We start from the raw sequence: 23,898 nt of genomic DNA, 5'->3' as shown, positions 1-23,898 counted from the left end.
CGCTCTCGTCCAGCCGGTACAGGGGCCGCCCGTCGGTCCAGCGGCCCGCTCGGCATGGCGGGGGTACGGAAAGTGGGCATGAACTTGCTCGTTGACGGTGATCTCATGGTGGGTGGTCCTCGGTCGTTCCTTCGGGAGGAACGCAGACTAACCATGTGAATATCGCGACCGGAATCAATTTCATCCATTTGGACGTGCGTTTTCTTGCGGTGATCCACTTCAACCTAGTCGGATCCGTGTCGCGACGAGGAGATCCCATTTATGTCCACCGCGTGACGAGAGTGGTCGCCCGTACTGAACGCAGTGCTCAGCGGTGGTGGGACGCTGTTTATCGCCGCTCTGGAGCAGTGTCGGCATGTGTTCTCCGGCCGCATGCGGAAATCGCGATCCAGTTGTGTCCGGAAAAGAAAACCTCACGGACACTTCTGTTCTCGATAACCCGGAAGGTTATGGAGCCGCTTGTGTCCGGTATTGCCAGAACTGTCGAATACCCTGTCCGTGCGGCTCTGGGGACTCGGGCGATTCCGCGTTCCGGTTGATCGCGAATCACTTCGCACGCGTCTTGGTCGTTCGTCAGGCCGGTGACAGTGGACGGCCCTCGATCGCGGTCATCGAGGGGAACGAAGCGACGGACAGGGCGGTGCGACCGGGAGTGGCGAAGGCTCCGGACAGCGTCGACGGAGAGAGGAATTCCTCGGCACACCGGAGATGGTCGGCCCGCACGGAGAGCGAGGCGGACAAACGGTGATTTCGCCCGCATCGCGGGCTTCTTCCCAAGGGCGTGGCGCTGACGGTGTGGCGATCTTCGCTCGCCACACCGTCAGCCTCGGGCTTGAGGTCCCGGGACGGCACGAACCTTCGGGGCGGCCCAGTGCGGCAGTTCCACCTCGAGACCCATGATCCGGGTGGTCAGTCTGCGGCGGGGCCATCTGCCGATGGTGCCGACGTTCGTCAGCTCGTCGAGGAAGACTCTGCGTTGCGCCGAGGTCATCGAGATCCAGCGCATCCTGAGCACCGGCCGGATCGGCGCGACGAAGGCCCGCACCGGTTCGTGGGCCCGGGCGAATCTTGCCTGGTATCCGGGATCGGGTAGGTAGCCCAGCTCCAGGTCTATCAGCGGTTCGGTCCCGCCGGCCCGATGGCGGCACCGCGAGAGCATCCGGGCGATCTCGTCGACGGCCAGCTTCACCGTGCTGGGAATATGCTCCTGCCATCGCCCGAGAAACGGCGCGTTCAGCGACTCCGCCGTCACTTCCTCCGGCATGACGATCACGGCCCGGACCGCGGTTCCGGCGAGTTCGACCCGAAGCCGCGCCCAGCGGCCGCCCGCGTCGACGAAGAAGCGCGGCACAGGACCGACCGTCCCGGCGCCGAACCGCAGCCGGATCCGCTCCTTCAGCTCGATGAACGGGTGATCGGTCGTCTCCGACCGAGAGGCCCGGCCGCCGGTCCGGTCGTCCGGCAGCACGAACACGAACTCCAGCTCCTCGCCGACGAGCTTGAGCCGTACCGGGAAGAGGGATCCGAGGTCGGTCAGGAACGCCGAGCCGACGACGAGCGCCTCGCCGCTGGACCCGCCTGGGGTCATCGACGGCTCCTCTCTGCCACGATGTGACGTCTTCTGCGACACGAGGATCCATCGAGCGGACTCACCGGACGACCAGGCGGTGTCCGGTCAGTTTGTTCGATGGGCTTCGTGATCCAGGTGGTTCCTGGCGGTGCGGGCGGATCGGCCTCGTACCGGGTCGTACTCGGCCGCATCCGCCCGTGCCGTCAGGGGCCGCCTGGGCGCGAAGACCGCGAACAAGACTTGCAGGACACGGCCTAGACCTGCAGATCGGATTCGATGCGCTTGAGGTAGTGCCGGGCCAGCGCGAGGTTCGCCTGCTCCCGGTCCAGCACCAGGTAGAGGAACAGCGAGCTCCTGCTGTTCACGGATCCCAGCAGGCGGATCAGATGATATTGGCGGTGCAGCGTGATGAGGATGTCTTCGATGCTGTCGTTGAGCGCGAGGGCGGACATGACCCGGAGCTTCGATCTGATGACGTCGGTGTTGCCCGCCGCCGCGACCTCCAGATTGAGCCAGTCTCCGCCGCCGCTGGTACCGAGCGACATCCCGCTCTCGTAGTCGACCAGCGCGACACCGAGGGCCCCGGCGATCGACATGGATTCTTTCAAAGCGTTTTCGATGTTCATGAAAACTCCACTTCTTCGGTTCGGGTGTAGATCGGGCGAAACGACCGGTTCAGGCGTTCAAGATCGAGCTGATCCGCTCGATGACGGGACGGCATTCGAAGAGAAGGCGCCCGACGTTCAAATTCTTGTCTCCCATGATGACCATCAAGGACATGCGGCCGATGGCGTACACGGCCATGTAGCCCTCACTGCTGAACACCACCGTCTGGTTGAGCGTGCCTTTGCCGGTGATCTCGGCCGCCTGGCGGGCGATCCCCAGATTGGCGGCGGCGAGCGCGGAGATCTTCGCGGGGTCGATGTCCGCCGCCGCGTCCGCGATGATGGGGATCCCGTCCACCGCGGCTATCACCGTGTCGGACACCCCCGTGACGTTCTCTCGAAGGTTCCGCAACTCGGCGGCGAGTGCTTCGAAATCCACTGCTCTTACTTCCTGTTCAGGGGCGTGAGCGGGCGGCCGGGGGTGGCGGCGGCGCATTCACGCGTCGGCCCGATTCGGTGATCTCGCGGGGCGCCGGAAAAGGGGCGAAATGATCACCCGATCGGGTTTTGAATTCGAGGAAAGCTAGCACTTGTGCGTCCGCGACTCTATCGATACCGCCCGAGCGCCATGAGTATCACGCGATCGAGTGAAGTGCTTGTCATTCTTGTAACTAGGCCGATCGGCGTAGTTCTGCTGTAGGTGAATTTCCTCCGCGGGAATTCCGATATTGGGATTTTCCGTGAATCCCCATTCGGCGTTGGTGACCGCCGCCGTCCCGCCGGGCGGCGTCCGGTGGTCGTCCGGCCGCGGGCGCGCCGGTGTGTTTAGGTTCACAAGTCGTTAGCGTCGCGAGCGGGATCCCGCGAGACTGCGTCAAGCGATGGAGTAAGCGACCGCTCAGTAGTTTGTGAGGAGTTCGGATGAGGATCGGGACCGCGATCAACTACGCGGGTGGCTTCGCCGAGAGCGTGGCGGACATCGTCGAGCTGGAGAAGGCCGGACTGGACATCGTCTTCGTCCCCGAGGCCTACTCGTTCGACGCGGTCAGCCAGCTCGGCTACGTCGCCGCGAAGACCGAGCGGGTCCAGATCGCCTCCGGCATCTTCCAGATCTACACGCGCACGCCGACGCTGACCGCGATGACCGCCGCCGGGCTCGACTTCGTCTCCGACGGCCGGTTCACCCTCGGTATCGGCGCGTCGGGACCGCAGGTCATCGAGGGTTTCCACGGCGTGAAGTACGACGCGCCCCTCGGCCGCACCCGCGAGATCATCGACATCTGCCGTCAGGTGTGGCGGCGGGAGAAGGTCGTGCATTCGGGCACCCACTACACGATCCCGTTGCCGCCCGAGCAGGGCACGGGCCTCGGCAAGCCGCTGAAGCTGATCAATCACCCGGTGCGCGAGCGGATCCCGATCCTGCTCGCCTCGATCGGCCCGAAGAACGTCGCGCTCACCGCCGAACTCGCCGAGGGCTGGGAGCCGATCTTCTTCCATCCCGAGAAGGCCGCCGAGGTCTGGGGCGCGTCGCTGGCCGAGGGCAAGGCGAAGCGCGACCCGTCGCTGGGGGAGCTGGACACCTTCGTCGGGACCGCGCTGGCGATCGGCGACGACGTCGACGGGCTGCTTGACCACCTGCGCGGCATGCTGGCGCTCTACATCGGCGGGATGGGCGCGCGCGGCAAGAACTTCTACAACAGCCTCGCGCAGCGCTACGGCTACGAGGCCGAAGCCAAGCTCATCCAGGACCTGTACCTGGACGGCAAGAAGGACGAGGCCGCCGCGGCGGTGCCGAAGGAGCTGATCAGGGCGATCTCGCTGGTCGGCCCCGAGGGCTACGTCAAGGAGCGGCTGGCCGCCTTCCGGGAGGCGGGCGCGACCACGCTGGTGGTCAATCCGCTGCTCCCCGGCCGCGAAGCCCGGGTCGCCCAGGTGTCGAAGTTGCGCGAACTCGTCGGCTAGTTCGTTCGAAGTTTTCCGACGCACTGAGGGAGTCGAACCTCTCACCTGGATCGATGCGGTAGTGTCTACCTGCGTCGACGCGCCCCCGGCGAGGTCAAAAAGTGGCCTCGCGGTGGGAAGAGAACGTAAAGCGCGCCTGAACGGCCGGAAAATCGGCCATTATCAGGAGTGAAACCGAAAGCTCGGGGGAATACGTTCGCGACGAAGGTGAGGTGTCCTCGCGTGCGCGGAAAGATCGGGGAACCGACGGCCGCCGTCCTGGACGTCGGGTCGTTCAGTGCGCGGCTGGTGGTGCTCGCCAGGGGCGGAACGCCGCTCGAGCCGGTGCTGAGCCACCAAACGCGGCTGCGGCTCGACAGGGAACTGGACGACGACGGGAAGCTGACCCGGCGGGGTATCGACGCCGTCGCGTCCGCCGTCGAGGCCGGGGTGACGACGGCGGCCAAGCACGGCGTCGAGAACGTGTACCCGCTTGCGACATCCTCGATCCGCGACGCGGCCAACGTGAAGCAGGTCGTCGGTGACGTCGCCAAGGCCACCGGCGTCAAACTGCAGTTCCTCACCGGGCGCCGCGAGGCGGAACTGGCCTACGTCGGCGCGCGCCGGTGGTACGGCGCTTCCGCCGGCGGATTGCTGGTACTCGACATCGGCGGCGGGACCGTCGAACTCGCCGCGGGCAAGGCGGAAGAGGCCGGGTTCGCGCATTCGCTGCCACTCGGTGCCCGATCGCTGACGCGCGACTGGATGTCCACCGAATGTCCGTCGCCCAAGGTCGTGCGGGCCATGCGGGAACACGTCCTCGACGAGGTCCGCGACGCGATGCAGGACGTGCTGCCGGAGATCCGGGATCACCGCGCCGTCGGCTGCTCCAAGGTGCTGCGGCAACTCGCGCGGCTCGCCGGCGACCGGCCGTCCCGCTCTCGCGAACTGCACCTCGACGACCTCCGCGCGTGGATCCCGCGGCTCGCGAAGCTGCCCGCGAAACGCCGCGCCGAACTGCCGGGCATCTCGCGGCAGCGCTCCCACCAGGCACTGGCAGGCGCGATCGTCGCCGAGGCGCTGTTGACCCTTGCCGGTGGCCAGGTCGCCATCTGCCCCTGGTCGACCAGGGACGGCCTGCTGCTGAACATGCTCGACGGCCTGGTCGGTCTCGACGGTAAACCGGCGAAAGCCGCCTGAAAACTGGCGTATCCGGGCGCGAGGGGGTACCCCGGACACATGAGGGAAAGCAAGAAGAACTTCGGGCAAGACGAAGAAGACCTCGACGACCTTCGCAAGACCCAGCCGAAGACCGACGTGCCGAGCGCGCCCAACCGTGACATCGGGCCCCACGGGACCGACGACATCGACGGGGTCCCCGGCAGCGGTGAGGTGCCGGTCGAACCGCCGGACTGAGCGCCCCGACGTGTTATGAACGGGACTTTCATTACAAAATTTGTAATGAAAGTCCCGTTCATAACACGGTCGGGCCGACCCGCGTCACCCGTCCTTCGGCTGCCGTCGCGCCGGAGCGCGGCCTGCGGGCTGCACCGGCGCCGGACCCGGATCGATGGCGGGGATCGGCAGCCGCACCGGCTCGGTCGTGACCGTGAACGTCTCGCCGTGGTGCGCCAGTTCCAGCGGATCCCCGGTGATCACGTGATACGTCGCGCTCTCGTGGCCGATCTCGACCTGGAACCGGGTGCCCCGGAAGGTCAGCCGGAACGCGATCCGCCGGAGCTGCGGCGGTAGCCGCGGTGCGAAGGTCAGCCGCCCGCCGTGGTCGCGCAGCCCGCCGAACCCGGCGACGGTGCCCTGCCAGGCACCCGCCAGCGAAGCCAGGTGCAAGCCGTTGCGGACGTTGTTGTGCACGTCGTGCAGGTCGGTGAGAGCCGCTTCGGCGAGGTAGTCGTAGGCCAGTTCCAGATGCCCGACTTCGGCCGCCATCACGGCCTGCGTTCCCGCCGAAAGCGAGGAATCGCGTACCGTCCGTGCCTCGTAGTAGGCGAAATCGCGCGCCTTCTCCTCCGGAGTGAAGGAATCCCCGCACAGATGCAGCGCCAGCACCAGGTCCGCCTGCTTGACCACCTGCTTGCGGTACAGGTCGAAGTACGGGAAGTTCAGCAGCAGCGGGTAGAAATCCTGCTTGGTGGCCTCGAAATCCCAGTCGGCGTGCTCCAGGAATCCTTCGGACTGCGGATGGACGCCGAGTTCTTCGTCGTAGGGGATCAGCATCGACTCGGCCGCCTTGCGCCACGACGCGACCTCGTCCGCGCCGACGTCGAAGGCTTCGGCCACGTCCGCGTGCTGTCCGCAGATTTCGGCGGCGTAGAACAGGTTCCGTCGTGCCATGAGGTTCGTGTAGACGTTGTTGTCCGCCACCGCGGAGTACTCGTCCGGTCCGGTGACACCGTCGATCCGGAACCGGCCCCGCCGGTCGAAATGCCCCAGCGACAACCACATCCGGGCTGTTTCGAGGAGCAGTTCCGCGCCGCAGGTCCGCATGAACTCGTCGTCGCCGGTGGCGTTGAGGTAGCGCACGACGGCGTCGGAGATGTCCGCGCTGACGTGGAACGCCGCCGTGCCCGCCGGCCAGTACGCCGAACATTCCGCGCCGTTGATGGACCGCCAGGGGAACGCCGCGCCGCGTAATCCCAGCTGTGCCGCCCTTTCCCTCGCTTTGTCCAAAGTGGAGTGACGCCAGCGCAGGGCGTCGCGGGCGGCGTCCGGGATGCTGTAGGTGAGCACGGGCAGCACGAAGGTCTCGGTGTCCCAGAACGCGTGCCCGTCGTAACCGGGGCCGGTCAATCCCTTGCCCGCCAAGGCCCTCGTCTCGCCGCGGGCACCGGCCTGCAGCAGATGGAAGAGCGCGAACCGCACCGCCTGCTGCAGTTCCGGGTCGCCCTCGATCTCGATGTCCGAGGTCTCCCAGAAGTCGTCGAGGAACTCCTTCTGCTCGGCGAGCAGTCCTTTCCAGCCGGTCTGCCGCGCGCCGGCGAGCGCGGCCTCGACCTGTGCGCGCACGGCGGGCAGCGAACGCTGCGCGGACCAGCCGTAGGCGAGGTACTTGGTGATCCGCAGCCGTCCGCCCTTCGGCACGTCGACGGCGATGGTGAGCCGCGCCAGGTCCTCTTCGGCCTCGATGTGCGTGCGGACACCGTCGGTGACGTCGATCTTGTGGTCCATCGCCGCCGCCATCCGCAGCCCGGACCGGCGGGTCTGGTGCACGAGTACCGCGTGATAGCCCTCGGCGTGCTGGAACTCCGCGACCAGTGGGGACTCCAGTGCCGCCGCGACGCGGGGATCGCGGGTGTCGGATTCGATCGGCTCGTTGGCCAGCAGATCCGACTGCACCACCAGCTGAAGTTCGTCGTCGAGCGGTTCGACCTCGTACCGGATCGCGGCGACGGCGCGCTGGGTGAAGGAGACCAGGCGTTCGGTCTTCACCCGCACCCGGCGCCCGGTCGGCGAGGACCACACGGTGTCGCGGGCGAGCGTGCCCTTGCGGAAGTCGAGGACGCGGTCGTGGTCGGTCGCCTGGCCGTAGCGCATGTCGAGTGGTTCGTCCTCGACCAGCAGCCGGATGATCTTGCCGTCGGTCACGTTGACGACGGTCTGGCCTTCTTCCGGGTAGCCGTAACCGGTTTCCGCGTAAGGAAGGTCGTGCTGTTCGTAGAAGCCGTTCAGATAGGTGCCCGGCAGGCCGCGGGGTTCGGCCTCCTCCAGGGTGCCGCGCAGGCCGATGTGCCCGTTGGACACCGCGAACGCCGATTCCGTCCGCTGCAGGGCATCGACGTCCATCCCGCGCCAGCGCAGCTCCCATGGCGCGACCTCGTAGCCGCGGAAAAGCGGATCGGTCACTTGTCCTCCAGCAGTTCGGCGAGGTCGTCCACCACGACATCGGCACCGTGCTCGAGCAGTTCGCCCGCCTGATGCGCGCGGTTCACCCCGACCACGTAACCGAAACTGCCTTCCTTCCCGGCCTGCACACCCGCGAGCGCGTCCTCGAACACGGCCGCGTGTTCCGGGGGAACGCCGAAGGCCTCGGCACCGGCGAGGAACGAATCGGGGGCGGGCTTGCCGCGCAGGCCCTTTTCGGTGATCACGATCCCGTCGATCCGCGCTTCGACGAACCTGGTCAGGTCGGCGGCGTCGAGCACTTTCGCGCCGTTCGCGGACGAGGTGACCACGCCGATGCGCAGGCCCGCCGCCTTCGCCGCCTCCAGATAGCGCACGGATCCCGGGTACGGCGTGACGCCTTCTTCGTCGATGATCTTCAAGACCAGCTGGTTCTTGCGGTTCCCGATGCCGTTGACGGTGGCGGCGTCGATGTCGTCGTCCGGACCGCCCTCGGGGAGCTCGATCCCGCGCGAGGTGAGGAAGGTGCGGACGCCGTCGGCCCTCGGCCTTCCGTCGACGTAGGCCGCGTAATCGGCGTCGGTGAACGGAGAGAACGCGTCACCGTCGCGGGCGCGCAGGAACTCGTCGAACGTGCGTTTCCACGCTTCGCGGTGCTGGGCGGCGGTTCCGGTCAGCACGCCGTCGAGGTCGAAGAGACAGGCCGTGATGGTGTCGGGCAGACCGATCATGTCTCCGCACGCTACCCGCGCTCGCCGGTGCCCGCTCGGCTTTCGGGATGCGGCCGCACCAGGTGGATCAGTTCGTGGACGGTCGTGTCGGCCAGGCTGTAGCGGACGATCCGGCCTTCGCGCCGCGCCGTCACCAGGCTGTGCGCGCGCAGGAGCCGCAACGCCTGGGAGACCGCGGTGTCGGTCATCCCCGTGGCCGCGGCGAGATCGGTGACGCTGATCTCGCGGGCGTAGTGGATCGAGACGAGCAGCGCGAGCCGCGACGGATCCGCGACGAGCGAGAACCGTTGCGCCCATTCGGTGATCGCGTCGCGGTCACCCATCCCGGCGACGGCGGCGTCCACCCGGTCCGGCTCGATGCTCACCCGCCGATGTTAGGCCGCGCGGGCCACGAGTGCGACGTGCCGCGCGGCGCGGTCGAGCGGATCGGGCGATCGGCGGACCCGGCTGACCAGCAAGGCGCCTTCGAGGTTGGTCATGATGGCGATGGCGACGTCTTCGGTGTCCTCGACGCCGTGGCCGCCAAGCAGTTCCACCAGCAGCGCGTGCCAGGTGGCGAAGGCGTCCTGGCACGCCTTGGTGATCGCGGGGGAGGCGTGCGCCATCTCCAGGGTGATCGTGGCGAGCGGGCAGCCGCCGCGGTAGTCGTCGGCGGCCAGTGCCTCGCCAGCCTTGCGATACCACCAGCTCACCGCGTCCTCGACGGTCTCGTTGCGCTCGAAAGCGCGCCTGACCGTCTTCGCCACGACGGCGGTGCCGAGTTCGATCGCGGCGACCGCGAGCTGTTCCTTGCCGCCGGGGAAATGGTGGTACGCCGAGCCCCATGGCGTCCCGGCCTCCTCCACCAGCCGCCGCCACGAGGTCGCCTGGTAGCCCTCGCGACGGAAGAGCCGCATCGCCGTCGAGATCATGCGCTCGCGTGTGGTGGCATCGGACACGTCCCCGAGCATAGCCCTTGACTAGGACGATCGTCCTGGACAACTCTAGGACGATCGTCTTAGGAGGCAGCATGACCGTCGATGTCACCGGCCAGACCCGGCAGAAGACCGTGACCTGGCAGGATCCGCTGCCCACCGCCCGGCTCGGCCGGGAGCTGTCCGGCCGGGAGTACCTGACCGGGATCGCGGAAGGGCGGATCCCGCCGCCGCCGATCTCGGCGCATTTCGGGATGCGCTGGGTCAGCGTGGCCGACGGCGACGTCGTACTCGCCGCGACGCCGGACGAGTCGCTCTACAACCCCATCGGCACGGTGCATGGCGGCGTCGCGGCGACCCTGCTGGACTCGGCGGTGGCGTGCGCGGTGCATTCGACCCTGCCCGCCGGGGTCGGCTACACCTCTGTCGAGCTGAAGGTGAACTTCCTGCGGGCCATTTCCGGCTCGGTGGGGGAGATCCGCGCCCACGGCTGGGTGGTCAAGGCCGGTTCGCGCGTGGCGTTCGCCGAGGGGGACATCCGCGACGCGGACGGCAAGGTGCTCGCGACCGCGTCGAGCACCTGCCTGATCATCGCGCCCTGACCGCGTTCTCGAAGCGGCCGGAGGTGACGCGTCATACCGGCGGGCGGATCCGGCGGCCGCGGATCGCCTCCGTGTCGCCATAGCGGCCGATGATCCCGGCCAGCAACGCTTTCGCGTCCGCGACGCGTTCCGCGCCGAATTCCGTGATGAGTTCCTTTTCCAGCGCCGTTCGGTGCTTTCGTGCCGCCTTGACGGCCCGTTCGGCCGTTTCGGTCAGGTGCAGCAGCCGGGTCCGCGCGTCGGCGGGGTCCGGCTCGCGCCGCAGCAGTCCCCGGCCTTCCAGATCGGCGACCGCCTTCGACGCCGCCTGCTGGGTCACGCCCATCCGTTCGGCCAGTGCGGAGATCGAGAGCGGTCCCGCGAGCACATGCTGGAACACGACACCGTCGTTGAACCGGGTCCCGCCGAGTCCGTCGGCGGTCAGGCGCCGCTGGATCTCCCCGCTCATCGCCCAGCCGGCGAACAGCGAGACCAGTGACAGGTCGAGACTCGACGGCGTAGGATCCACAACCATGGTTGTGGAATCTAGCACGCCGCCGGTGGAGCTGATGGCGGAGTTCGTCCGCGTCGCGCATCGCGTCGTCTGGTGCACGCTCGCGACGGTCGACCGGCGAGGGCGGCCGAGGTCGAGGGTGGTGCACCCGATCTGGGAACAGCGGGACGGCGACCTCGTCGGGCACCTGTTCACCCGGCCGACGCCGCTGAAGAAGGCGCATCTCGCGCGGACGCCGTTCGCCTCGTGTTCGTACTGGGACCCGGCGCACGAGGTCGCCGTCGCCGAATGCGGTGCCGGTTACGCCGACGACGAGGAAACGCGGCGGCATCTGTGGCGGTTGGCCGAGGAAACACCGGAGCCGCTGGGTTTCGACCCGAGGATCATGGGCGGCGAAGATCCACTGGATCCGGACATCACCGTGCTGAGGCTGACGCCGTGGCGGATCAGTGCCGGCGGCAGGGCGTGGCGGCGGCCTGACCGCTAGGCCGCGCCGACCTTCCGTTCGAAGACCAAGCCCTCGGCGGCGCGCAGCCCGACGCTGATCGCGCCGGTCAGCACCCCGTCGTCGCCCAGTTCGCCCTGGACGACGGAGGGGACGAGCGGGGTGAACGAGCGCAGCGCGCGGTCGATCGGGTCGAGCAGCAGATCGGCCGCGGTGCCGATACCGCCGCCGAGCACGATCAGTTCGGGGTCGATCACCGCGGCCACCGACGCCACGGTGTAGGCCAGCCTGTCCGCTTCGGCTTCGACCGCGCGCAGGGCGAGTTCGTCGCCGTCGCGGGCGAGGCGGAACACTTCGCGGGCCGATTTCGCCGTGCCCAGGCCGAGTTCGCGGGCGCCGCGGACCACGGACTGCGCCGCCGTCGCCTCTTCGAGATGGCCGCGGACCGGGGGAGCGTCCTCGCCGTCGCTTCCCGCGTGCGACTGGCCGTACGGGAGGTAGCCGATTTCGCCCGCCGCGCCCGTCGCGCCGCGGAAGACCTCGCCGTTGACCATCACGCCCATGCCGACACCGGTGCCGATGGTGATGCAGCCGAACACGGACGCGCCGCGCGCGGCACCGCGTTCCCATTCGCCGACGGCGGTGAGGTTCGCGTCGTTCTCCACCATGAGGTCCGGGCCGAGGACGGCTTCGAGTTCGTCGAGCAGGCCCGCCTTGCCCCAGCCGGGCAGGTTCGGCGCGTGCCGGAAGCAGCGTTTGGCCGGGTCGGCGACCCCGGGCGAGCCGAGGACGCGCACGACGATGTCCGCCTGGCTCAGCCCCGCTTCGCGGACCGTCGCCGCGGCGAGCGCGCCCACGGCGCTGACGAGCGCGGTGCCCGAACGCGAGGTGTTCCGCTCGTCACGGCGGGCGACGACGGTGTGGCCGAGGTCCGAAACGGCGACGCGGAGGTGCTCGCGTCCGATGTCGACACCGAGGACGTAACCGGCCGTGGGATCCGCTTCGTAGAGGACGGCGGACCGGCCGGTCCCGGTCGAGGTGTGCCCGGTCGCCCTGGCGAGACCGGCCGCTTCGAGGGCCAGTAACGCTTGGCTCACCGTGGGTTTCGAAAGACCGGTGTCCTTGGCGACCTGCGGCCGGGTGGCGGGGCCGCTGCGGCGCAGGAGGTCCAGCACGGCGCGCTGATTGATCTTCCGCATCCCGGCGGGGGTGCCGACGGGCGGACTTTTTGCGCCAACCACGAGCTTCGCCTCCTGTCGAACCAAGGTGTTCCCACCAAAGTTATCCGGGTCCGGCCCGAAATGGGCAAGAAGGTTTACATTCGGTGGTTCCCGGTGACGATAAACGTGTCCGCGCCGCGAATCGCGCACGCCGCGCGCGAAAACCCGGTGATTCACCCGGTGTCCGGACGGAAGCTCCCAGTGACCGGGAGTGGTCTAGACCAAGTGGTTCCGCTGTGGATCAGGCGGCGTGGCGGCTCGCCGGTCGCCGGAATCCCCTGTGCTGGCGGGGGCGTTGGGGGGTTTCGCCGGTTTCGTGGTCCGTTTCCGTGCCGGTGAAGTCCGCGGTGTCGGCCGTCGTCGCCGGGCTGGGGCGGTTGCGCAGGCGGTGCTGGCGGTTGACCACGAACAGCAGGACCAGGCCCGCCACGACCAGGCCGTGGGTGAGCACCCGCCCGGCGGTGACCTGTCCCGCGACGAGGTCGCCCGCGGACAACGCCAGGAGCAGCGCGACGAACCCGGTCAGCGCCGGGAGCTGTCCCGCCGCCGCCTTCGTGCGCACGGCCGCCCAGCCGAGTCCGACGCCGACCGCGAGATTCCACGCGCTGCTCTCGTGCGAAAGGTGCCCGACCAGGGATTCCGCGCCGTGGCCCGCGGCGTGGTCCTCGACGCCCAGCAGCTGGGCGAAGGCGAGGCCGAGCTGGGCGATCGCGACCATGGCGAGCGCGATCCGGGCAGGCCAGCCGTCGCGGGGCGGGGCCGGGGTGCGTTCCAGGATGACGGCGGTGAGGTCCGGGACCGGCGGCGCGGGGCGCAGGAGGATCGTCCGGTGCAGCCGTTCGGCACGGGCGAGCCAGGAACGGCAGGCGGTGCAGCCGGTCACATGCCGGTCGACCGCCTCGGGCGGGGCGGGTTCGGTTTCGCCGTCGAGCCGGGCCGACAGGGCCTCGCGGCAGGTCTCGCACTTCACGTCTCACTTGTCGGGCGCGGGCCTGCCCCGGTTCCCGGGGCGCTGCTACGTTTCTCGTATGGCCGGGCCGCGCAACCACGACGACGAGCGGGTGACCGCGCTCGCTCTCGCCGCCGCCCGCGGTGACCGGCGGGCGCTCGAGGACTGGGTGCGGGCCACCCAGGCCGACGTCTGGCGCTTCGTCGCGCACCTCGCCGACGTCGGCGCCGCCGACGATCTCACCCAGGAGACGTACCTGCGCGCGTTCGGCAGCCTGCGCCGGTTCGCCGGCCGGTCGTCGTCGCGGACCTGGCTGTTGTCCATCGCCCGGCGCGTGGTCGTCGACCGCATCCGGGCGGCTTCGGCGCGCCCGAAACTCGCCGACGTCGACTGGGAAGCCACCGCCGAACGCCGCGGTGCCCGTCAGGCGGAGGGTGTCGCGGGGTTCGAAGACCTGGTGGAGCTGCGGATGCTGCTCGACGGGCTCGATCCGGAACGCCGCGAGGTCCTCGTCCTCACCCAGGTGCTGGGGCTTTCGTACGCCGAGGCCGCCGAGATCTGCGGCTGCCCGGTCGGCACCGTGCGCTCGCGGATCGCCCGCGCCCGTGAAGACCTGCTCGAAGCCGGCCGGGAGCGCGACTCCATCTAGAACGCGTTTCGTCCTCTGGAGTGTGGCGCGGCACACAAATGAGGCCTTTCGCTGTCACCTCGTCACACAGATGAGCCGACACGACTACTCCGCGTTGACTAGGCCGAATGCCGCTGCCTAGCGTGTCGCCATCCAACCCCAGGCCGCGCGAGGGTCCCCGCCTTCTCCGCGCGCTCTCGAAGGGATCTTCCCGATGGCCAGTCCCACCACTGGAACCCAAGGCGAGGCTCCGGATTCCGGCGGCCTCGGCCGTCGCCGGTTCCTGAGCTTCCTCGTCGCCGCGCCCACCCTCACGATCGCGACGAAGCTCGGTATCGACGGCTTCGCTCCCGAAGAAGCCGAAGCCGTCATCCCGACCCTGCCCGGTCCGGCCGAGATCCTCGACCTCGGTGACGTCCTGATCCTCTCGAACGCCCCCACCGCCAACCTGCTCGTGCTCGAAGTCCGCGAAGACGGCCGCGTACGGCTGGAACTTCCGCGGACCGAGGTCGGCCAGGGCATCACGACGGCGAACGCGATGCTGGTCGCCGAGGAGCTGGACCTGCCGCTCGACCGCGTCGACGTCGTGCTCTCCGACGCCCGCGCCGAACTGCTGTTCAACCAGCTGACCGGCGGCTCCAACACGATGCGCTCGCTCTACACGCCGGTGCGGACCGCGGCCGCCGCCGCTCGTACCCGCCTGGTCGCGACGGCCGCGCGCGAATGGGGCGTCAACGCCGAACGTCTGTCCACAAGGGATGGTGCGGTGCTCGCGCCGGACGGACGGCGGATGAGCTACGGCGCGCTGTCCAAGCCCGCCGCCCGCGCCGATCTGGGCAAGCTCACGGTGACCCCGAAGGCGGAGTCCGAGCACAAGCTGGTCGGCACGCCGCAGTCGCGCAAGGACGCCCGCGCGATGGTCACCGGGCAGCTCAAGTACACCCTCGACCTGGACATCCCCGGTGCGAAACCGGTGATGGTCCGCCGTCCGCCGACGATCAACGGCACGGTCGGGAAGGTCAACAACGAGGCCGCCGTGCGCGCGATGCCCGGCATCATCGACATCGCCGTGATCCAGACCGGGGTCGCGGTGATGGCGGAGACCTTCGGCCAGGCGCTCGACGGCAAGAACGCGCTCGACGTCACCTGGAACGCCGGCACCGTCGACGGCGAGAACAACGCGACGATCAAGAAGAAGCTGCGGGCCGCGGCGCTGCCGTTCGCCGTACCGCCGCTGCTGACCCAGTACGTCGACGGCGAATTCGACTTCGCCTTCGCCAGCCACGCGCCGCTGGAGACCAACTCCGCAGTCGCCGACGTCCGGGAGGACAGCGCGACCATCTGGTCCGGGATGAAGGTGCCGATCCTCGCGAAGCAGAACATCGCGCGGGAACTCGGCCTGCCGGAGAACAAGGTCACCGTGCACGTCCAGCAGGCGGGCGGTTCGTTCGGGCGCAGGCTCTTCTCCGACGGCGCGATCGAGGCCGCGCGTATCTCGAAGGCGATGAAGCGGCCGGTGCGGCTGATGTGGAGCCGGATCGACGACATGCGCCACGGCCGCGCCCGCGCCGCGAGCCACCACAAGATCCGCGCCACCTTCGCGCTCGGCCAGGTCCTCAGCTTCGAGCACCGGGTCGCCAGCGTGGAGACCGACTGGGGCCACGGGCTCGGCGAGGTCCTCACCGCCTTCGCCGCGGAGCTGCCGGTCGGCGGCAACCTGAGCTTCGCGCAGACGGTGTTCCTCCTGACCGTGAAGTCGCCGTACAACTTCGGTGTCACCACGCAGCTGCTCAACGAGGTCCCGGTGGATTTCCACACCGGCGCCTGGCGATCGGTGTACTCGTCGAGCACGCGCGGGGCGGAAGAGATCATGGTCGACGAGATCGCCGCGAAGCTCGGGAAGGATCCGGTGGCGTTCCGGCGCGAGTTCATCAAGAACGAGCGGCAGCGCGCCGTGCTGGACAAGGTCGCCGAACTCGGCGAATGGGGCAAGAAGATGCCCAGGGGTTTCGCGCAGGGCGTCGCCGTGCACGGCGAGTACAAGTCCTACACGGCCTGCCTCGTCGAAATGGACGCCCGCGACCCGAAGAAACCGCGCGTCACCAAGGCGACCATCGCGGTGGACGTCGGCAAGCCGATCAACCCGCGCGGGATCGAGGCGCAGATGCTCGGCGGTCTGACCGACGGCATCTCCACGACGCTGACCGCCGGGCTGCACATCGACAAGGGCCTGCCGCTGGAGGGCAGCTACTCGCAGTTCCATTACGCGCGTCAGAAGAACTCGCCGATGGACGTCAAGGTGTTCGTGATGCCGGAGACGGGCGAGATCGGTGGGGCCGGCGAACTCGGTGTACCGGCGCCGGTCGGCGCGATCGCAAACGCATACGCGCGGGCAACCGGCATCAAGCCGCGTAGTTTCCCGATCAACTTCCCCGTCGACTTCGAGCCGTTCCCCCGCTGACTTTCCTTCCCCGCCAAGGAGTTCCGATGCCCAACTACACCTTCACGGTGAACGGGAAGACCGTCACCGTCGACGCGCCCGCGGATCTGCCCATGCTGTGGGCGCTGCGGGACAAGCTCGGCGTCCGCGGCCCGAAATACGGCTGCGGGATCAACGTCTGCAAGGCCTGCACCAGTCACCTCGACGGCGAGGCGTTCAACCCGTGCGTGACGCCGGTGTCCGACTGTTCCGGCAAGGAGGTCACCACGATCGAAGGTCTCGCCGACGGTGAGGATCTGCACCCGGTGCAGGAGGCCTGGCTGGAACAGGACGTCGCGCAGTGCGGCTACTGCCAGCCCGGGCAGATCATGGCCGCGGTGGCCTTGCTGAAGAAGACGAAGAACCCGACGGACGCCGAGATCGACGCGATCCAGAACGTCTGCCGGTGCGGTACCTATTTCCGGATCCGCGAGGCCATCAAGAGCGCGGCCGCGAAGATGTGAAACCCCGCCGGTGCGGTGAAAAACTCGCGTTTTCGCCGCACCGGCGGAGCCTTTCGGCTTCGACGGGCCACGTTCGGGGAAGTCGTGTTAGATGACGTCCCCAGGGACTCGACGAGGAGTCCCTGCCCCGGAGGACGTCCATGCACTATCGAACTGTGCTCCGCGAAGGCTCGCCCGCCGTCGTCGCCGAACTGGCCGTCGAGGTCGAGAAGCAGCTTCCCGGGCTCATCGACAGCACTGTCGAGCAGATCCGTGCCGAGATGCCGGTGTACCGCGACGCGCAGTTCGTCTCGCTCGCCGAACTGCGGAAGTCGGTGCGGGACAACCTCGAGTACGTCATGCGGACCCTGCGCGGTACGGAGGAGCCAGACCTCGCGCAGGCGCGGGCGACCGGACGGGCGCGGGCCCTGCAGGGCGCTCCACTCCCGGAACTGTTGCGCGCGTACCGGATCGGGCTCACCGAGGTGTGGAACCGGTTCGTCGAACTGACCGCTTCGGAAGAGCATCAGGACCTTCGCGGGCTCGTCGCCGCGACGGCGGCGATCTGGGCGCTGATCGACGACTACGCCGAGGCGCTGACGACGAGCTATCGCGACACCACCGCCGAAGTCATGCTGGCGCACCAAAGCAGACGGTCCGCGTTGGTCGAAGCGCTGTTCGCCGGTGGCGCCGCCACCGAGGGGACGTTGTGGGACATCGCGCGGGTGCTCGAACTCGCGCTCGACGGGACGTACGTGGTGGTCGCCGCGGAAACCCCGCGTGTCGGTCACGAACCTTTGCCACAGATCGAAAACCGGCTCCGCGACCGGCATCACGCGTCCGCCTGGCGGCTCACCCCGGACCTGCAGGTCGGTGTCGTGTCGATGCGGGATCCGTCGGCTTCACAGGTGATCATCGAGCTGCTGCGGGACAATTCGAGCGGCCGCATCGGGGTCAGCCCGGTGTTCACCGGCCTCGGGAACACCTCCCGCGCGCTGCACCTGGCGCGGGTCGCGCTCTCCAGCATGCTGCAGGGGACGACGGGAATGGTGCAGTTCAACGAATCCCCGCTCGCCGGTCTGGTCGCCAGCGCGCCGGAGGCGTCGGTGCAGCTCGCGCACCACGTGCTGCGGCCGATCCTCGACCTGCCCGGCGACGACCGCAACGTGCTGCTGCTGACGTTGCGGGCGTGGTTCGAATGCCAGGGCTCCACGAAACTGACGTCGGAGCGGATGTTCTGTCACCCCAACACGATCCGGCACCGCCTGAAGCGGATCACCGAGGAACTCGGCCGTTCGCTGACCGATCCGGCCGACATCGCCGAACTCGGCGCCGCCCTGCGCGCGCTCCACATGTTCCCCGACACCTCGCATCTGCCTTCGCCGCGGGATCCGCTGCGCTAGGTTTCCTCCATGAACGAATTCGCGATCGGCGGAGATCTGACCGTGCACCGTCTCGGCTTCGGCGCCATGCGTTTGCCGACCGAACCCGGTCCCGGACGAGAGGCCTCGATCGCCCTCGCACGGCGTGCCGTCGAACTGGGCATCACGCTGATCGACACCGCGCACCTGTACGGCGGTGGCGCCAACGAGGAACTGCTCGCCGAAGCACTCCATCCGTATCCGGACGACCTGGTGGTCACCACCAAGGTCGGCGTCGTGCGGACCGGGGACGACTGGAAGTACGACGCACGGCCGGAATCGCTGCGGGTGCAGGTCGACGAGGGGCTGCGGCGGCTGCGGGTGGAGCGGATCGAACTGCTGCAGCTGCACCGCGTCGATCCGGAGACTCCGCTGGCCGATCAGCTCGGCGCGCTGCGGGACCTGCGTGACGAGGGCAAGATCGGCCGGATCGGGCTGTCCGAAGTCACCGTGGACGAACTCGCGCGGGCCCGCGAGATCGTGGACATCGCGAGTGTCCAGAACCGCTACAGCCTCTTCGACCGCTCGTACGAGGCGGTGGTGGACGCGTGCGAGGCGGCGGGGATCGCTTTCCTGCCTTGGCGTCCCGTGCTCGGCGCCGCGTCGGAGGCCACCGCCGGGATCGCCTCCGTCGCGAAGGAACTCGGCGTGACCACGGCGCAGGTCGGGCTCGCGTGGCTGCTCGCGCGGTCGCCGGTGATCCTGCCGATCCCGGGTACGACGAAGATCGCGCACCTGGAGGAGAACTTCGCCGCCGCGGAGATCAAGCTGACGGCGGAGCAGCTGGAGCGCCTGGACTCGTGAGTGGTAATGACGGTTCTAACCGTCATTACCACTCACGAGGCTTTGGTGGCTTCCACCAGCACCCGCCGCGAGTGCGCGACGAACTTCCCGTCGGTCTCGATGATCCGGTGGAGTTCCGCGAGTTCGTCGCGATGACCGTCCACAGTGAACCCGGGGACGATCCAGATCACCTTTCGCAGGAAATGCACGACCGCGGCAAGGTCGAAGAACTCCATCCGCAGTTTCGCCGGTTCCAGCCGTTCGACCCGCAGCCCGACGGCTTCCGCCTCGTCCCGCAGCACCTCGGGAGTCCAGCCGCCGTAGTCCTGCGGGCCGAGGAAGAACTCCTTCAGTTCCCGGACGGTCCCGGCGCCGATCTGTTGCGAGAGAAAGATTCCGCCCGGCCTCAGGACACGCGCGATCTCTCGCCACGGATTCTCGATCGGATGACGGCTGCTCACCACGTCGAAGGATTCGTCGGGAAACGGCAGCGGCGCGTCGTAGGCCGCCTCGACCACCTCACCGCCGAGGGGCGCGAGGGTCTTCCGGGCGACCTCGACGTTCGGCGGCCAGCCTTCGGTCGCGGCGAGGACCGGCGGCGGCTTCGGGATGCCCGCGAGCACCTCGCCGCCGCCGGTCTGCAGGTCGAGACCGGCTTCCGCGGTCGCCATCCGCTCGCCGAGCAGCCGCGAGTAACCCCACGGCGGCCGTTCCTCCGTGGCCCGGCCTTCGAACCAGGAGAAGTCCCAGCCTTCGACCGGGACGGCCTCCCCTTCGGCGAGCAGCTCTTCGAACGTCATGTCCGCAGTCTCGGCGCTACGGCCGGGTGGGGCAACGCGATTTCGGGTGGTCTGACAAATATGGCGTACCCCGGCGCGGGTCCGGACTGGCTGACGGAAGCCGGCCGCGACTCCAGGTGTCCACAAGAGACACCTTTTCGGATACAGGTGTCCAACTTAAGCCGTTTGCGTGGCTTCGGGATGTGGTCGTGAGTGATAAGTAGCGTTCTATTTGAGAGGTAAGGCGAACATGGCTGGGTGGTGCGCCCTGGGCCTGGTGGGGTTTTCGTGGCCTGGGGTGTCCTGAAGGCCCCCTTTCGGACGTGGAACGTCTCGAAGGTTCCCTTCAGAACGGGATCCGGGCCCGTGTTTCGGAGCCGGTGTCCCCAATGTGGCATTGGAGACCTTGAACGTCTCCAGTGCCACATTGGGGACACATTTGCCCCTACCCCTCAATAACGCTCTTTATCACTCACGACCCCCTTCAGGGCCTGCCATCAAGGTGACCTTCACAGCAGCGAGCCGATCACGCGTCCGTGGACCGCTTCCACAGGTTGATGTCGGCCTCGGTGGCGTAGCGGTCGATCTCGGCCAGTTCTTCGTTGGTGAAATGCAGGTTCTTCAAGGCGCCGACGTTGTCCTCCAGTTGCGCGACACTGCTCGCACCGATCAGTACCGACGTCATCCGCGGGTCACGCAGGCCCCACGCGAGCGCGAGCTGCGCCAGCGTCTGGCCGCGCCGCCCGGCGATCTCGTTCAATGCCCGGATCTTGCCGAGGGTGCTCTCGGTGATCGTGTCCGGGTTCAGCGATTTGCCTTGCGCGGCACGGGAATCCTCCGGGATCCCGTCGAGATAACGGCTGGTCAGCATGCCTTGTGCCAGGGGCGAGAACGCGATGCAACCCGCACCCTCGGCTTCGAGGGTGTCGAGCAGCTTGTCGCCTTCGAGCCACCGGTTGAACATCGAGTACGACGGCTGGTGGATCAACAGCGGCGTACCCAGTTCCCGCAGGAGCCGCGCGGCTTCGGCGGTCTTCTCCGACGAGTACGACGAGATGCCGACGTACAGCGCACGCCCCGAACGGACGGCGGTGTCCAGCGCGCCGACGGTCTCTTCGAGCGGCGTCTCCGGGTCGAACCGGTGTGAGTAGAAGATGTCGACGTAGTCCAGGCCCATCCGCGCGAGCGATTGGTCCAAAGAGGACAGGAGGTACTTGCGTGAGCCCCATTCGCCGTACGGGCCGGGCCACATGTCGTAGCCCGCCTTGGTCGAAACGACGAGTTCGTCGCGGTACGGCTTGAAATCCGACGCCAGCAGCCTGCCGAAGTTCTCCTCGGCCGAGCCGTAGGGCGGGCCGTAGTTGTTGGCGAGGTCGAAATGGGTGATGCCCAGATCGAACGCCCGCCGCGCGATGGCCCGTTGCGTGCCCAGCGGTTTGTCGTGCCCGAAGTTGTGCCACAGGCCCAGCGAGATCGCGGGCAGCTTCAGGCCACTGCGCCCGGTGCGGCGGTAGGGGATGCTCTCGTATCGGCCCTCGGCCGCGACATAGGTGCTCACGCGCCCGATGCTAGCTGTCCGGACGCCTGCGCGAAGAGCGCGGCGACAGAGCCGAGGTGATCCTTGAAGGCCGACGGCCGCTCGACCTCGAAGGGCGCGCCGATGGCGGCCAGGATCAGCACGGGCCAGTCGAAGGTGTCGACGTTCATCGTCAGACGGCAGCTCCGCTCGTCGATCGCTTCGAGCGCGCCGCCGAGATACCGCACCGCCGCCTCGACCCGCGCTTTCGGCGCGTCGACCCGGACGACCAGGGTATGCGTGGTCGGCCTGGCCTTGATCTGGGCCTCGACGAACTTGACCGCGTCCCCGCCCGGGATCTCCCTCGGCCGGTAGCGGGCGCCGGTGGTGCGCGGATCGGTGAGCCTGTCGACGCGGAAGGTGCGCCAGTCGACCCGGTCGAGGTCCCACGCCACCAGGTACCACCGGCGGCCGAGCGAGACGAGCCGGTGCGGTTCGACCAGCCGCGCGGACTCCTCACCACCGCGTGCCGCGTAGTCGAACTTCAGCCGCTCGTCGTCCCGGCAGGCCTGCGCGATCACCGTCAGGCTGGCCGCGTTGACCCGCGGCCCCGTGACGGCAGCCGGCGTCGTGTACGCCTGGAGCGCGTCGACGCGTCTGCGCAGCCGTGGCGGCATCACCTGGACGACCTTCGTCAGCGCCCGGACCGAAGTCTCCTCGATACCCTCGACCGAGCCGCTCGCCGCCGTCCGCAGGCCGACCGCGATCGCCACGGCCTCCTCGTCGTCCAGCAGCAGCGGCGGCATGACCGTGCCCGACCGCAGCTGGTAGCCGCCCGCGACGCCGCGGCTCGCGTTGACCGGATAGCCCAGCTCGCGGAGCCGTTCGACGTCGCGTCTCAGCGTCCGCTCGCTCACCTCGAGTTTGTCGCTCAGTTCCGTTCCCGACCAGAAGCGGTGTGTCTGCAGCAGGGACAGCAACCGCAGCATCCGCGCACTCGTGTTCGCCATGAATCCAGATTCGCTCCGATTCCGGTCAGAAAGTGGCCGGAATCGACTTTAGCGTTGGTCCCATGACGATGACAGTGGACACCCCGAGCGTCGTGACCTCGGAAAACACCCTCGCGGAGACGCCGTACCGCTGGCGCTGGCCCGCCCTGTTCGTGATCCTGACCGGTTCGATCATGGAGCTGCTCGACATGACGGTCACGAGCATCGCCGGGCCGGTCATGCGCGCCTCGCTCGGCGGCGGGACGGCGATGATCCAGTGGCTCGGCGTGGCCTACACCCTCGCGATGGTGTCCGGTCTGCTCACCGGCGGACGGCTCGGCGACATCTTCGGCCGCAAGCGCATGTTCCTGATCGGCGCGATCGGCTTCGTCGTCGGTTCGCTGTTCTGCGCGATCGCCGTGAGCCCCGAAATGATCATCACCGCGCGGGTGGTGCAAGGCCTCTTCGGCGCCGCGATGGTCCCGCAGGGCCTCGGCATGATGAAGGAGATGTTCACCGGCAAGGAACTGCAGTCCGCGTTCGGCATGTTCGGCCCGGTCATGGGGCTGGCCGCGATCGGCGGCCCGATCCTCGCCGGCTGGCTGGTCGACGCCGACCTCTTCGGCACCGGCTGGCGGATGATCTTCCTGATCAACCTCCCGATCGGCGCGCTGGCCGTGCTGGCCGCGCTGAAGTTCCTGCCCGCGTCCCGGACCGGCGGTTCGCTCACCCTCGACATCCCCGGTGCGCTGCTCGCCACGACCGGAGCGCTGCTGATCGTCTTCCCGCTGGTGCAGGGCCGTGAATACGGCTGGCCGCTGTGGACGTTCGCGATGATGGCCGCCTCGGTCGCGGTCTTCGCGGTCTTCGCCTGGTTCGAGAAGCGCAAGAGCCGCCGCGGCGGTGCCCCGCTGGTCGAACCGAGCCTGTTCCGCAAGCGCAGCTTCCTCGCCGGGATGGCGACCGGGACGATCTACTTCGCGGCGTTCTCCGGTTTCGGTCTGGTCTTCACGCTGTACCTGCAGCTCGGGCTCGGTTTCTCGCCGCTCAAGGCCGGGCTGACCGGGGTGCCGATGTCGCTGGGGATGATCGTCGGGATGGGCCTGGTGCAGGCGGTGCGCAAGCACGGGCGCAAGGTGCTGCACACCGGCGCGCTGATCATGACCGCCGGGGTGGTCGCGTTGCTGCTGCTCCTCGGCCCGGAGACCGGCCCGTGGCAGATCGCGCCCGCGTTGCTGGTGGTCGGGATCGGCTCGGGGCTGATCATGGGTCCGTACTTCGAGATCGCCCTGTCCGGGGTGGAACCTGCCGAGGCCGGATCGGCGTCCGGCGCGCTGACCTCGCTCCAGCAGGTCGGCGGCGCGCTGGGGCTCGCGCTGCTGGGCACGGTGTTCTTCGACGCCGGGACCGCCGATCCCACGGCCGCCGCCCAGCGAACGTTCTGGGTGGTCGCGGTGATGGTGATGCTCACCTTCGCGGTCGGTTTCCTGCTGCCCAAGCGGATCCGCGACGTAGAGTCGGCCGGGTAGGCG

24 protein-coding genes are annotated in these 23,898 nt (G+C 68.4%); 11 read left to right on the top strand and 13 right to left on the bottom strand.

The features are described from left to right. Nucleotides 1–820: 820 nt before the first annotated feature. From L324_RS40570 to L324_RS40560, 3 genes are all read right to left on the bottom strand, one after another. Nucleotides 821–1,588: a hypothetical protein gene (locus tag L324_RS40570; protein WP_037321656.1), complete on the bottom strand. Its 768-nt coding sequence runs from the start codon at nucleotides 1,586–1,588 to the stop codon at nucleotides 821–823. A 236-nt stretch (nucleotides 1,589–1,824) separates the two neighbouring features. Further along, on the bottom strand, nucleotides 1,825–2,196 hold the full coding sequence (locus L324_RS40565; RefSeq protein ID WP_037321653.1) for a hypothetical protein: 372 nt from the start codon (nucleotides 2,194–2,196) through the stop codon (nucleotides 1,825–1,827). 49 nt (nucleotides 2,197–2,245) lie between these two features. Beyond that, nucleotides 2,246–2,614, bottom strand: a complete 369-nt coding sequence (locus L324_RS40560) for a roadblock/LC7 domain-containing protein (RefSeq protein ID WP_037321651.1) — start codon at nucleotides 2,612–2,614, stop codon at nucleotides 2,246–2,248. Nucleotides 2,615–3,096: 482 nt separating this feature from the next. Between L324_RS40560 and L324_RS40555 the strand changes: the two genes are divergently transcribed. The 3 genes from L324_RS40555 (at nucleotide 3,097) to L324_RS43195 (ending at nucleotide 5,532) form a co-directional block, all read left to right on the top strand. Then, on the top strand, nucleotides 3,097–4,137 hold the full coding sequence (locus L324_RS40555) for an LLM class F420-dependent oxidoreductase (RefSeq protein ID WP_037321649.1): 1,041 nt from the start codon (nucleotides 3,097–3,099) through the stop codon (nucleotides 4,135–4,137). A 222-nt stretch (nucleotides 4,138–4,359) separates the two neighbouring features. Continuing rightward, complete coding sequence (locus tag L324_RS40550) at nucleotides 4,360–5,316, top strand: Ppx/GppA phosphatase family protein (protein WP_037321647.1); 957 nt, start codon at nucleotides 4,360–4,362, stop codon at nucleotides 5,314–5,316. Nucleotides 5,317–5,355: 39 nt separating this feature from the next. Then, a complete protein-coding gene (locus tag L324_RS43195) occupies nucleotides 5,356–5,532 on the top strand; it encodes a hypothetical protein (protein ID WP_162835898.1) in 177 nt (58 codons plus the stop codon). A gap of 84 nt (nucleotides 5,533–5,616) precedes the next feature. Here L324_RS43195 and L324_RS40545 read toward each other — a convergent pair whose 3' ends face one another. Genes L324_RS40545 through L324_RS40530 form a run of 4 tightly spaced genes read right to left on the bottom strand, consistent with a single transcriptional unit; the run spans nucleotide 5,617 to nucleotide 9,643 of the window. After that, nucleotides 5,617–7,917 carry a glycoside hydrolase family 65 protein gene (locus tag L324_RS40545; protein WP_438938485.1) on the bottom strand — a complete coding sequence of 767 codons (2,301 nt, stop codon included), beginning with the start codon at nucleotides 7,915–7,917 and terminating at the stop codon, nucleotides 5,617–5,619. A gap of 56 nt (nucleotides 7,918–7,973) precedes the next feature. Beyond that, entirely contained in the window at nucleotides 7,974–8,705 is a 732-nt protein-coding gene (locus L324_RS40540) for an HAD family hydrolase (protein WP_037321641.1), read from the bottom strand. An 11-nt stretch (nucleotides 8,706–8,716) separates the two neighbouring features. Next, complete coding sequence (locus L324_RS40535; RefSeq protein WP_051174437.1) at nucleotides 8,717–9,028, bottom strand: ArsR/SmtB family transcription factor; 312 nt, start codon at nucleotides 9,026–9,028, stop codon at nucleotides 8,717–8,719. 51 nt (nucleotides 9,029–9,079) lie between these two features. Then, nucleotides 9,080–9,643, bottom strand: coding sequence for a TetR/AcrR family transcriptional regulator (locus tag L324_RS40530; RefSeq protein ID WP_235783794.1), 564 nt, complete (start codon nucleotides 9,641–9,643; stop codon nucleotides 9,080–9,082). 71 nt (nucleotides 9,644–9,714) lie between these two features. On the opposite strand from L324_RS40530, the gene L324_RS40525 reads away from it, so the two are divergent. Then, nucleotides 9,715–10,221 carry a PaaI family thioesterase gene (locus tag L324_RS40525; RefSeq protein ID WP_037321634.1) on the top strand — a complete coding sequence of 169 codons (507 nt, stop codon included), beginning with the start codon at nucleotides 9,715–9,717 and terminating at the stop codon, nucleotides 10,219–10,221. A gap of 31 nt (nucleotides 10,222–10,252) precedes the next feature. On the opposite strand, the gene L324_RS40520 is transcribed toward L324_RS40525, so the two are convergent. Further along, on the bottom strand, nucleotides 10,253–10,735 hold the full coding sequence (locus tag L324_RS40520) for a MarR family winged helix-turn-helix transcriptional regulator (protein ID WP_037321631.1): 483 nt from the start codon (nucleotides 10,733–10,735) through the stop codon (nucleotides 10,253–10,255). On the opposite strand from L324_RS40520, the gene L324_RS40515 reads away from it, so the two are divergent. Continuing rightward, nucleotides 10,734–11,201, top strand: coding sequence for a pyridoxamine 5'-phosphate oxidase family protein (locus L324_RS40515; RefSeq protein WP_037321628.1), 468 nt, complete (start codon nucleotides 10,734–10,736; stop codon nucleotides 11,199–11,201). The two genes, L324_RS40520 and L324_RS40515, sit on opposite strands and share 2 nt — an antisense overlap. Here the strand turns inward: L324_RS40515 and L324_RS40510 are convergent. Continuing rightward, nucleotides 11,198–12,358, bottom strand: coding sequence for an ROK family transcriptional regulator (locus tag L324_RS40510; protein ID WP_438938483.1), 1,161 nt, complete (start codon nucleotides 12,356–12,358; stop codon nucleotides 11,198–11,200). The genes L324_RS40515 and L324_RS40510 overlap by 4 nt on opposite strands. Before the next feature lie 262 nt (nucleotides 12,359–12,620). Beyond that, the gene (locus L324_RS40505; RefSeq protein WP_037321623.1) at nucleotides 12,621–13,349 is read right to left on the bottom strand and encodes a zf-HC2 domain-containing protein; all 729 of its coding nucleotides are present in this window, start codon (nucleotides 13,347–13,349) and stop codon (nucleotides 12,621–12,623) included. 58 nt (nucleotides 13,350–13,407) lie between these two features. On the opposite strand from L324_RS40505, the gene sigC reads away from it, so the two are divergent. The 5 genes from sigC to L324_RS40480 all read left to right on the top strand — a co-directional run bounded on the left by sigC (nucleotide 13,408) and on the right by L324_RS40480 (nucleotide 19,103). Then, nucleotides 13,408–13,977 carry an RNA polymerase sigma factor SigC gene (gene sigC / locus L324_RS40500; protein ID WP_037321621.1) on the top strand — a complete coding sequence of 190 codons (570 nt, stop codon included), beginning with the start codon at nucleotides 13,408–13,410 and terminating at the stop codon, nucleotides 13,975–13,977. 193 nt (nucleotides 13,978–14,170) lie between these two features. After that, nucleotides 14,171–16,417 (top strand): xanthine dehydrogenase family protein molybdopterin-binding subunit, encoded by a 2,247-nt coding sequence (locus L324_RS40495; RefSeq protein ID WP_037321619.1) that lies wholly within the window; start codon nucleotides 14,171–14,173, stop codon nucleotides 16,415–16,417. A gap of 26 nt (nucleotides 16,418–16,443) precedes the next feature. Next, the gene (locus tag L324_RS40490) at nucleotides 16,444–16,899 is read left to right on the top strand and encodes a (2Fe-2S)-binding protein (RefSeq protein ID WP_007030011.1); all 456 of its coding nucleotides are present in this window, start codon (nucleotides 16,444–16,446) and stop codon (nucleotides 16,897–16,899) included. A 140-nt stretch (nucleotides 16,900–17,039) separates the two neighbouring features. After that, the gene (locus L324_RS40485) at nucleotides 17,040–18,281 is read left to right on the top strand and encodes a PucR family transcriptional regulator (RefSeq protein ID WP_037321615.1); all 1,242 of its coding nucleotides are present in this window, start codon (nucleotides 17,040–17,042) and stop codon (nucleotides 18,279–18,281) included. A 9-nt stretch (nucleotides 18,282–18,290) separates the two neighbouring features. Further along, the gene (locus L324_RS40480) at nucleotides 18,291–19,103 is read left to right on the top strand and encodes an aldo/keto reductase (RefSeq protein ID WP_037321613.1); all 813 of its coding nucleotides are present in this window, start codon (nucleotides 18,291–18,293) and stop codon (nucleotides 19,101–19,103) included. Between the two features lie 32 nt (nucleotides 19,104–19,135). Here L324_RS40480 and L324_RS40475 read toward each other — a convergent pair whose 3' ends face one another. From L324_RS40475 to L324_RS40465, 3 genes are all read right to left on the bottom strand, one after another. Then, complete coding sequence (locus L324_RS40475) at nucleotides 19,136–19,882, bottom strand: class I SAM-dependent methyltransferase (RefSeq protein WP_037321609.1); 747 nt, start codon at nucleotides 19,880–19,882, stop codon at nucleotides 19,136–19,138. Between the two features lie 505 nt (nucleotides 19,883–20,387). Then, nucleotides 20,388–21,419: an L-glyceraldehyde 3-phosphate reductase gene (mgrA, locus tag L324_RS40470; protein WP_037321607.1), complete on the bottom strand. Its 1,032-nt coding sequence runs from the start codon at nucleotides 21,417–21,419 to the stop codon at nucleotides 20,388–20,390. Beyond that, a complete protein-coding gene (locus L324_RS40465; RefSeq protein WP_235783793.1) occupies nucleotides 21,416–22,387 on the bottom strand; it encodes a helix-turn-helix transcriptional regulator in 972 nt (323 codons plus the stop codon). Before L324_RS40465 ends, mgrA begins: the two co-directional genes overlap by 4 nt. Before the next feature lie 62 nt (nucleotides 22,388–22,449). Between L324_RS40465 and L324_RS40460 the strand changes: the two genes are divergently transcribed. Further along, the gene (locus tag L324_RS40460) at nucleotides 22,450–23,895 is read left to right on the top strand and encodes an MFS transporter (RefSeq protein ID WP_037321605.1); all 1,446 of its coding nucleotides are present in this window, start codon (nucleotides 22,450–22,452) and stop codon (nucleotides 23,893–23,895) included. The last annotated feature ends 3 nt before the right edge of the window (nucleotides 23,896–23,898 follow it).

Source organism: Amycolatopsis orientalis DSM 40040 = KCTC 9412 (genome assembly GCF_000478275.1).
Taxonomy (GTDB): Bacteria; Actinomycetota; Actinomycetes; order Mycobacteriales; family Pseudonocardiaceae; genus Amycolatopsis; species Amycolatopsis orientalis.
This window is presented reverse-complemented; position numbering and strand designations above follow the sequence as displayed.

What these genes read in the sequence shown, in the direction of transcription:
- L324_RS40565 (WP_037321653.1), bottom strand. Translation starts at nt 2,196, where the DNA reads ATGAACATCGAAAACGCTTTGAAAGAATCCATGTCGATCGCCGGGGCC.
- sigC (WP_037321621.1), top strand. Translation starts at nt 13,408, where the DNA reads ATGGCCGGGCCGCGCAACCACGACGACGAGCGGGTGACCGCGCTCGCT.
- L324_RS40510 (WP_438938483.1), bottom strand. Translation starts at nt 12,358, where the DNA reads ATGCGGAAGATCAATCAGCGCGCCGTGCTGGACCTCCTGCGCCGCAGC.
- L324_RS40570 (WP_037321656.1), bottom strand. Translation starts at nt 1,588, where the DNA reads ATGACCCCAGGCGGGTCCAGCGGCGAGGCGCTCGTCGTCGGCTCGGCG.
- L324_RS40495 (WP_037321619.1), top strand. Translation starts at nt 14,171, where the DNA reads ATGGCCAGTCCCACCACTGGAACCCAAGGCGAGGCTCCGGATTCCGGC.
- L324_RS40480 (WP_037321613.1), top strand. Translation starts at nt 18,291, where the DNA reads ATGAACGAATTCGCGATCGGCGGAGATCTGACCGTGCACCGTCTCGGC.
- L324_RS40475 (WP_037321609.1), bottom strand. Translation starts at nt 19,882, where the DNA reads ATGACGTTCGAAGAGCTGCTCGCCGAAGGGGAGGCCGTCCCGGTCGAA.
- L324_RS40545 (WP_438938485.1), bottom strand. Translation starts at nt 7,917, where the DNA reads ATGGACGTCGATGCCCTGCAGCGGACGGAATCGGCGTTCGCGGTGTCC.
- L324_RS40490 (WP_007030011.1), top strand. Translation starts at nt 16,444, where the DNA reads ATGCCCAACTACACCTTCACGGTGAACGGGAAGACCGTCACCGTCGAC.
- L324_RS40525 (WP_037321634.1), top strand. Translation starts at nt 9,715, where the DNA reads ATGACCGTCGATGTCACCGGCCAGACCCGGCAGAAGACCGTGACCTGG.
- L324_RS40465 (WP_235783793.1), bottom strand. Translation starts at nt 22,387, where the DNA reads ATGGCGAACACGAGTGCGCGGATGCTGCGGTTGCTGTCCCTGCTGCAG.
- L324_RS43195 (WP_162835898.1), top strand. Translation starts at nt 5,356, where the DNA reads ATGAGGGAAAGCAAGAAGAACTTCGGGCAAGACGAAGAAGACCTCGAC.
- L324_RS40535 (WP_051174437.1), bottom strand. Translation starts at nt 9,028, where the DNA reads ATGGGTGACCGCGACGCGATCACCGAATGGGCGCAACGGTTCTCGCTC.
- L324_RS40460 (WP_037321605.1), top strand. Translation starts at nt 22,450, where the DNA reads ATGACGATGACAGTGGACACCCCGAGCGTCGTGACCTCGGAAAACACC.
- L324_RS40485 (WP_037321615.1), top strand. Translation starts at nt 17,040, where the DNA reads ATGCACTATCGAACTGTGCTCCGCGAAGGCTCGCCCGCCGTCGTCGCC.
- L324_RS40520 (WP_037321631.1), bottom strand. Translation starts at nt 10,735, where the DNA reads ATGGTTGTGGATCCTACGCCGTCGAGTCTCGACCTGTCACTGGTCTCG.
- L324_RS40555 (WP_037321649.1), top strand. Translation starts at nt 3,097, where the DNA reads ATGAGGATCGGGACCGCGATCAACTACGCGGGTGGCTTCGCCGAGAGC.
- L324_RS40515 (WP_037321628.1), top strand. Translation starts at nt 10,734, where the DNA reads ATGGTTGTGGAATCTAGCACGCCGCCGGTGGAGCTGATGGCGGAGTTC.
- L324_RS40540 (WP_037321641.1), bottom strand. Translation starts at nt 8,705, where the DNA reads ATGATCGGTCTGCCCGACACCATCACGGCCTGTCTCTTCGACCTCGAC.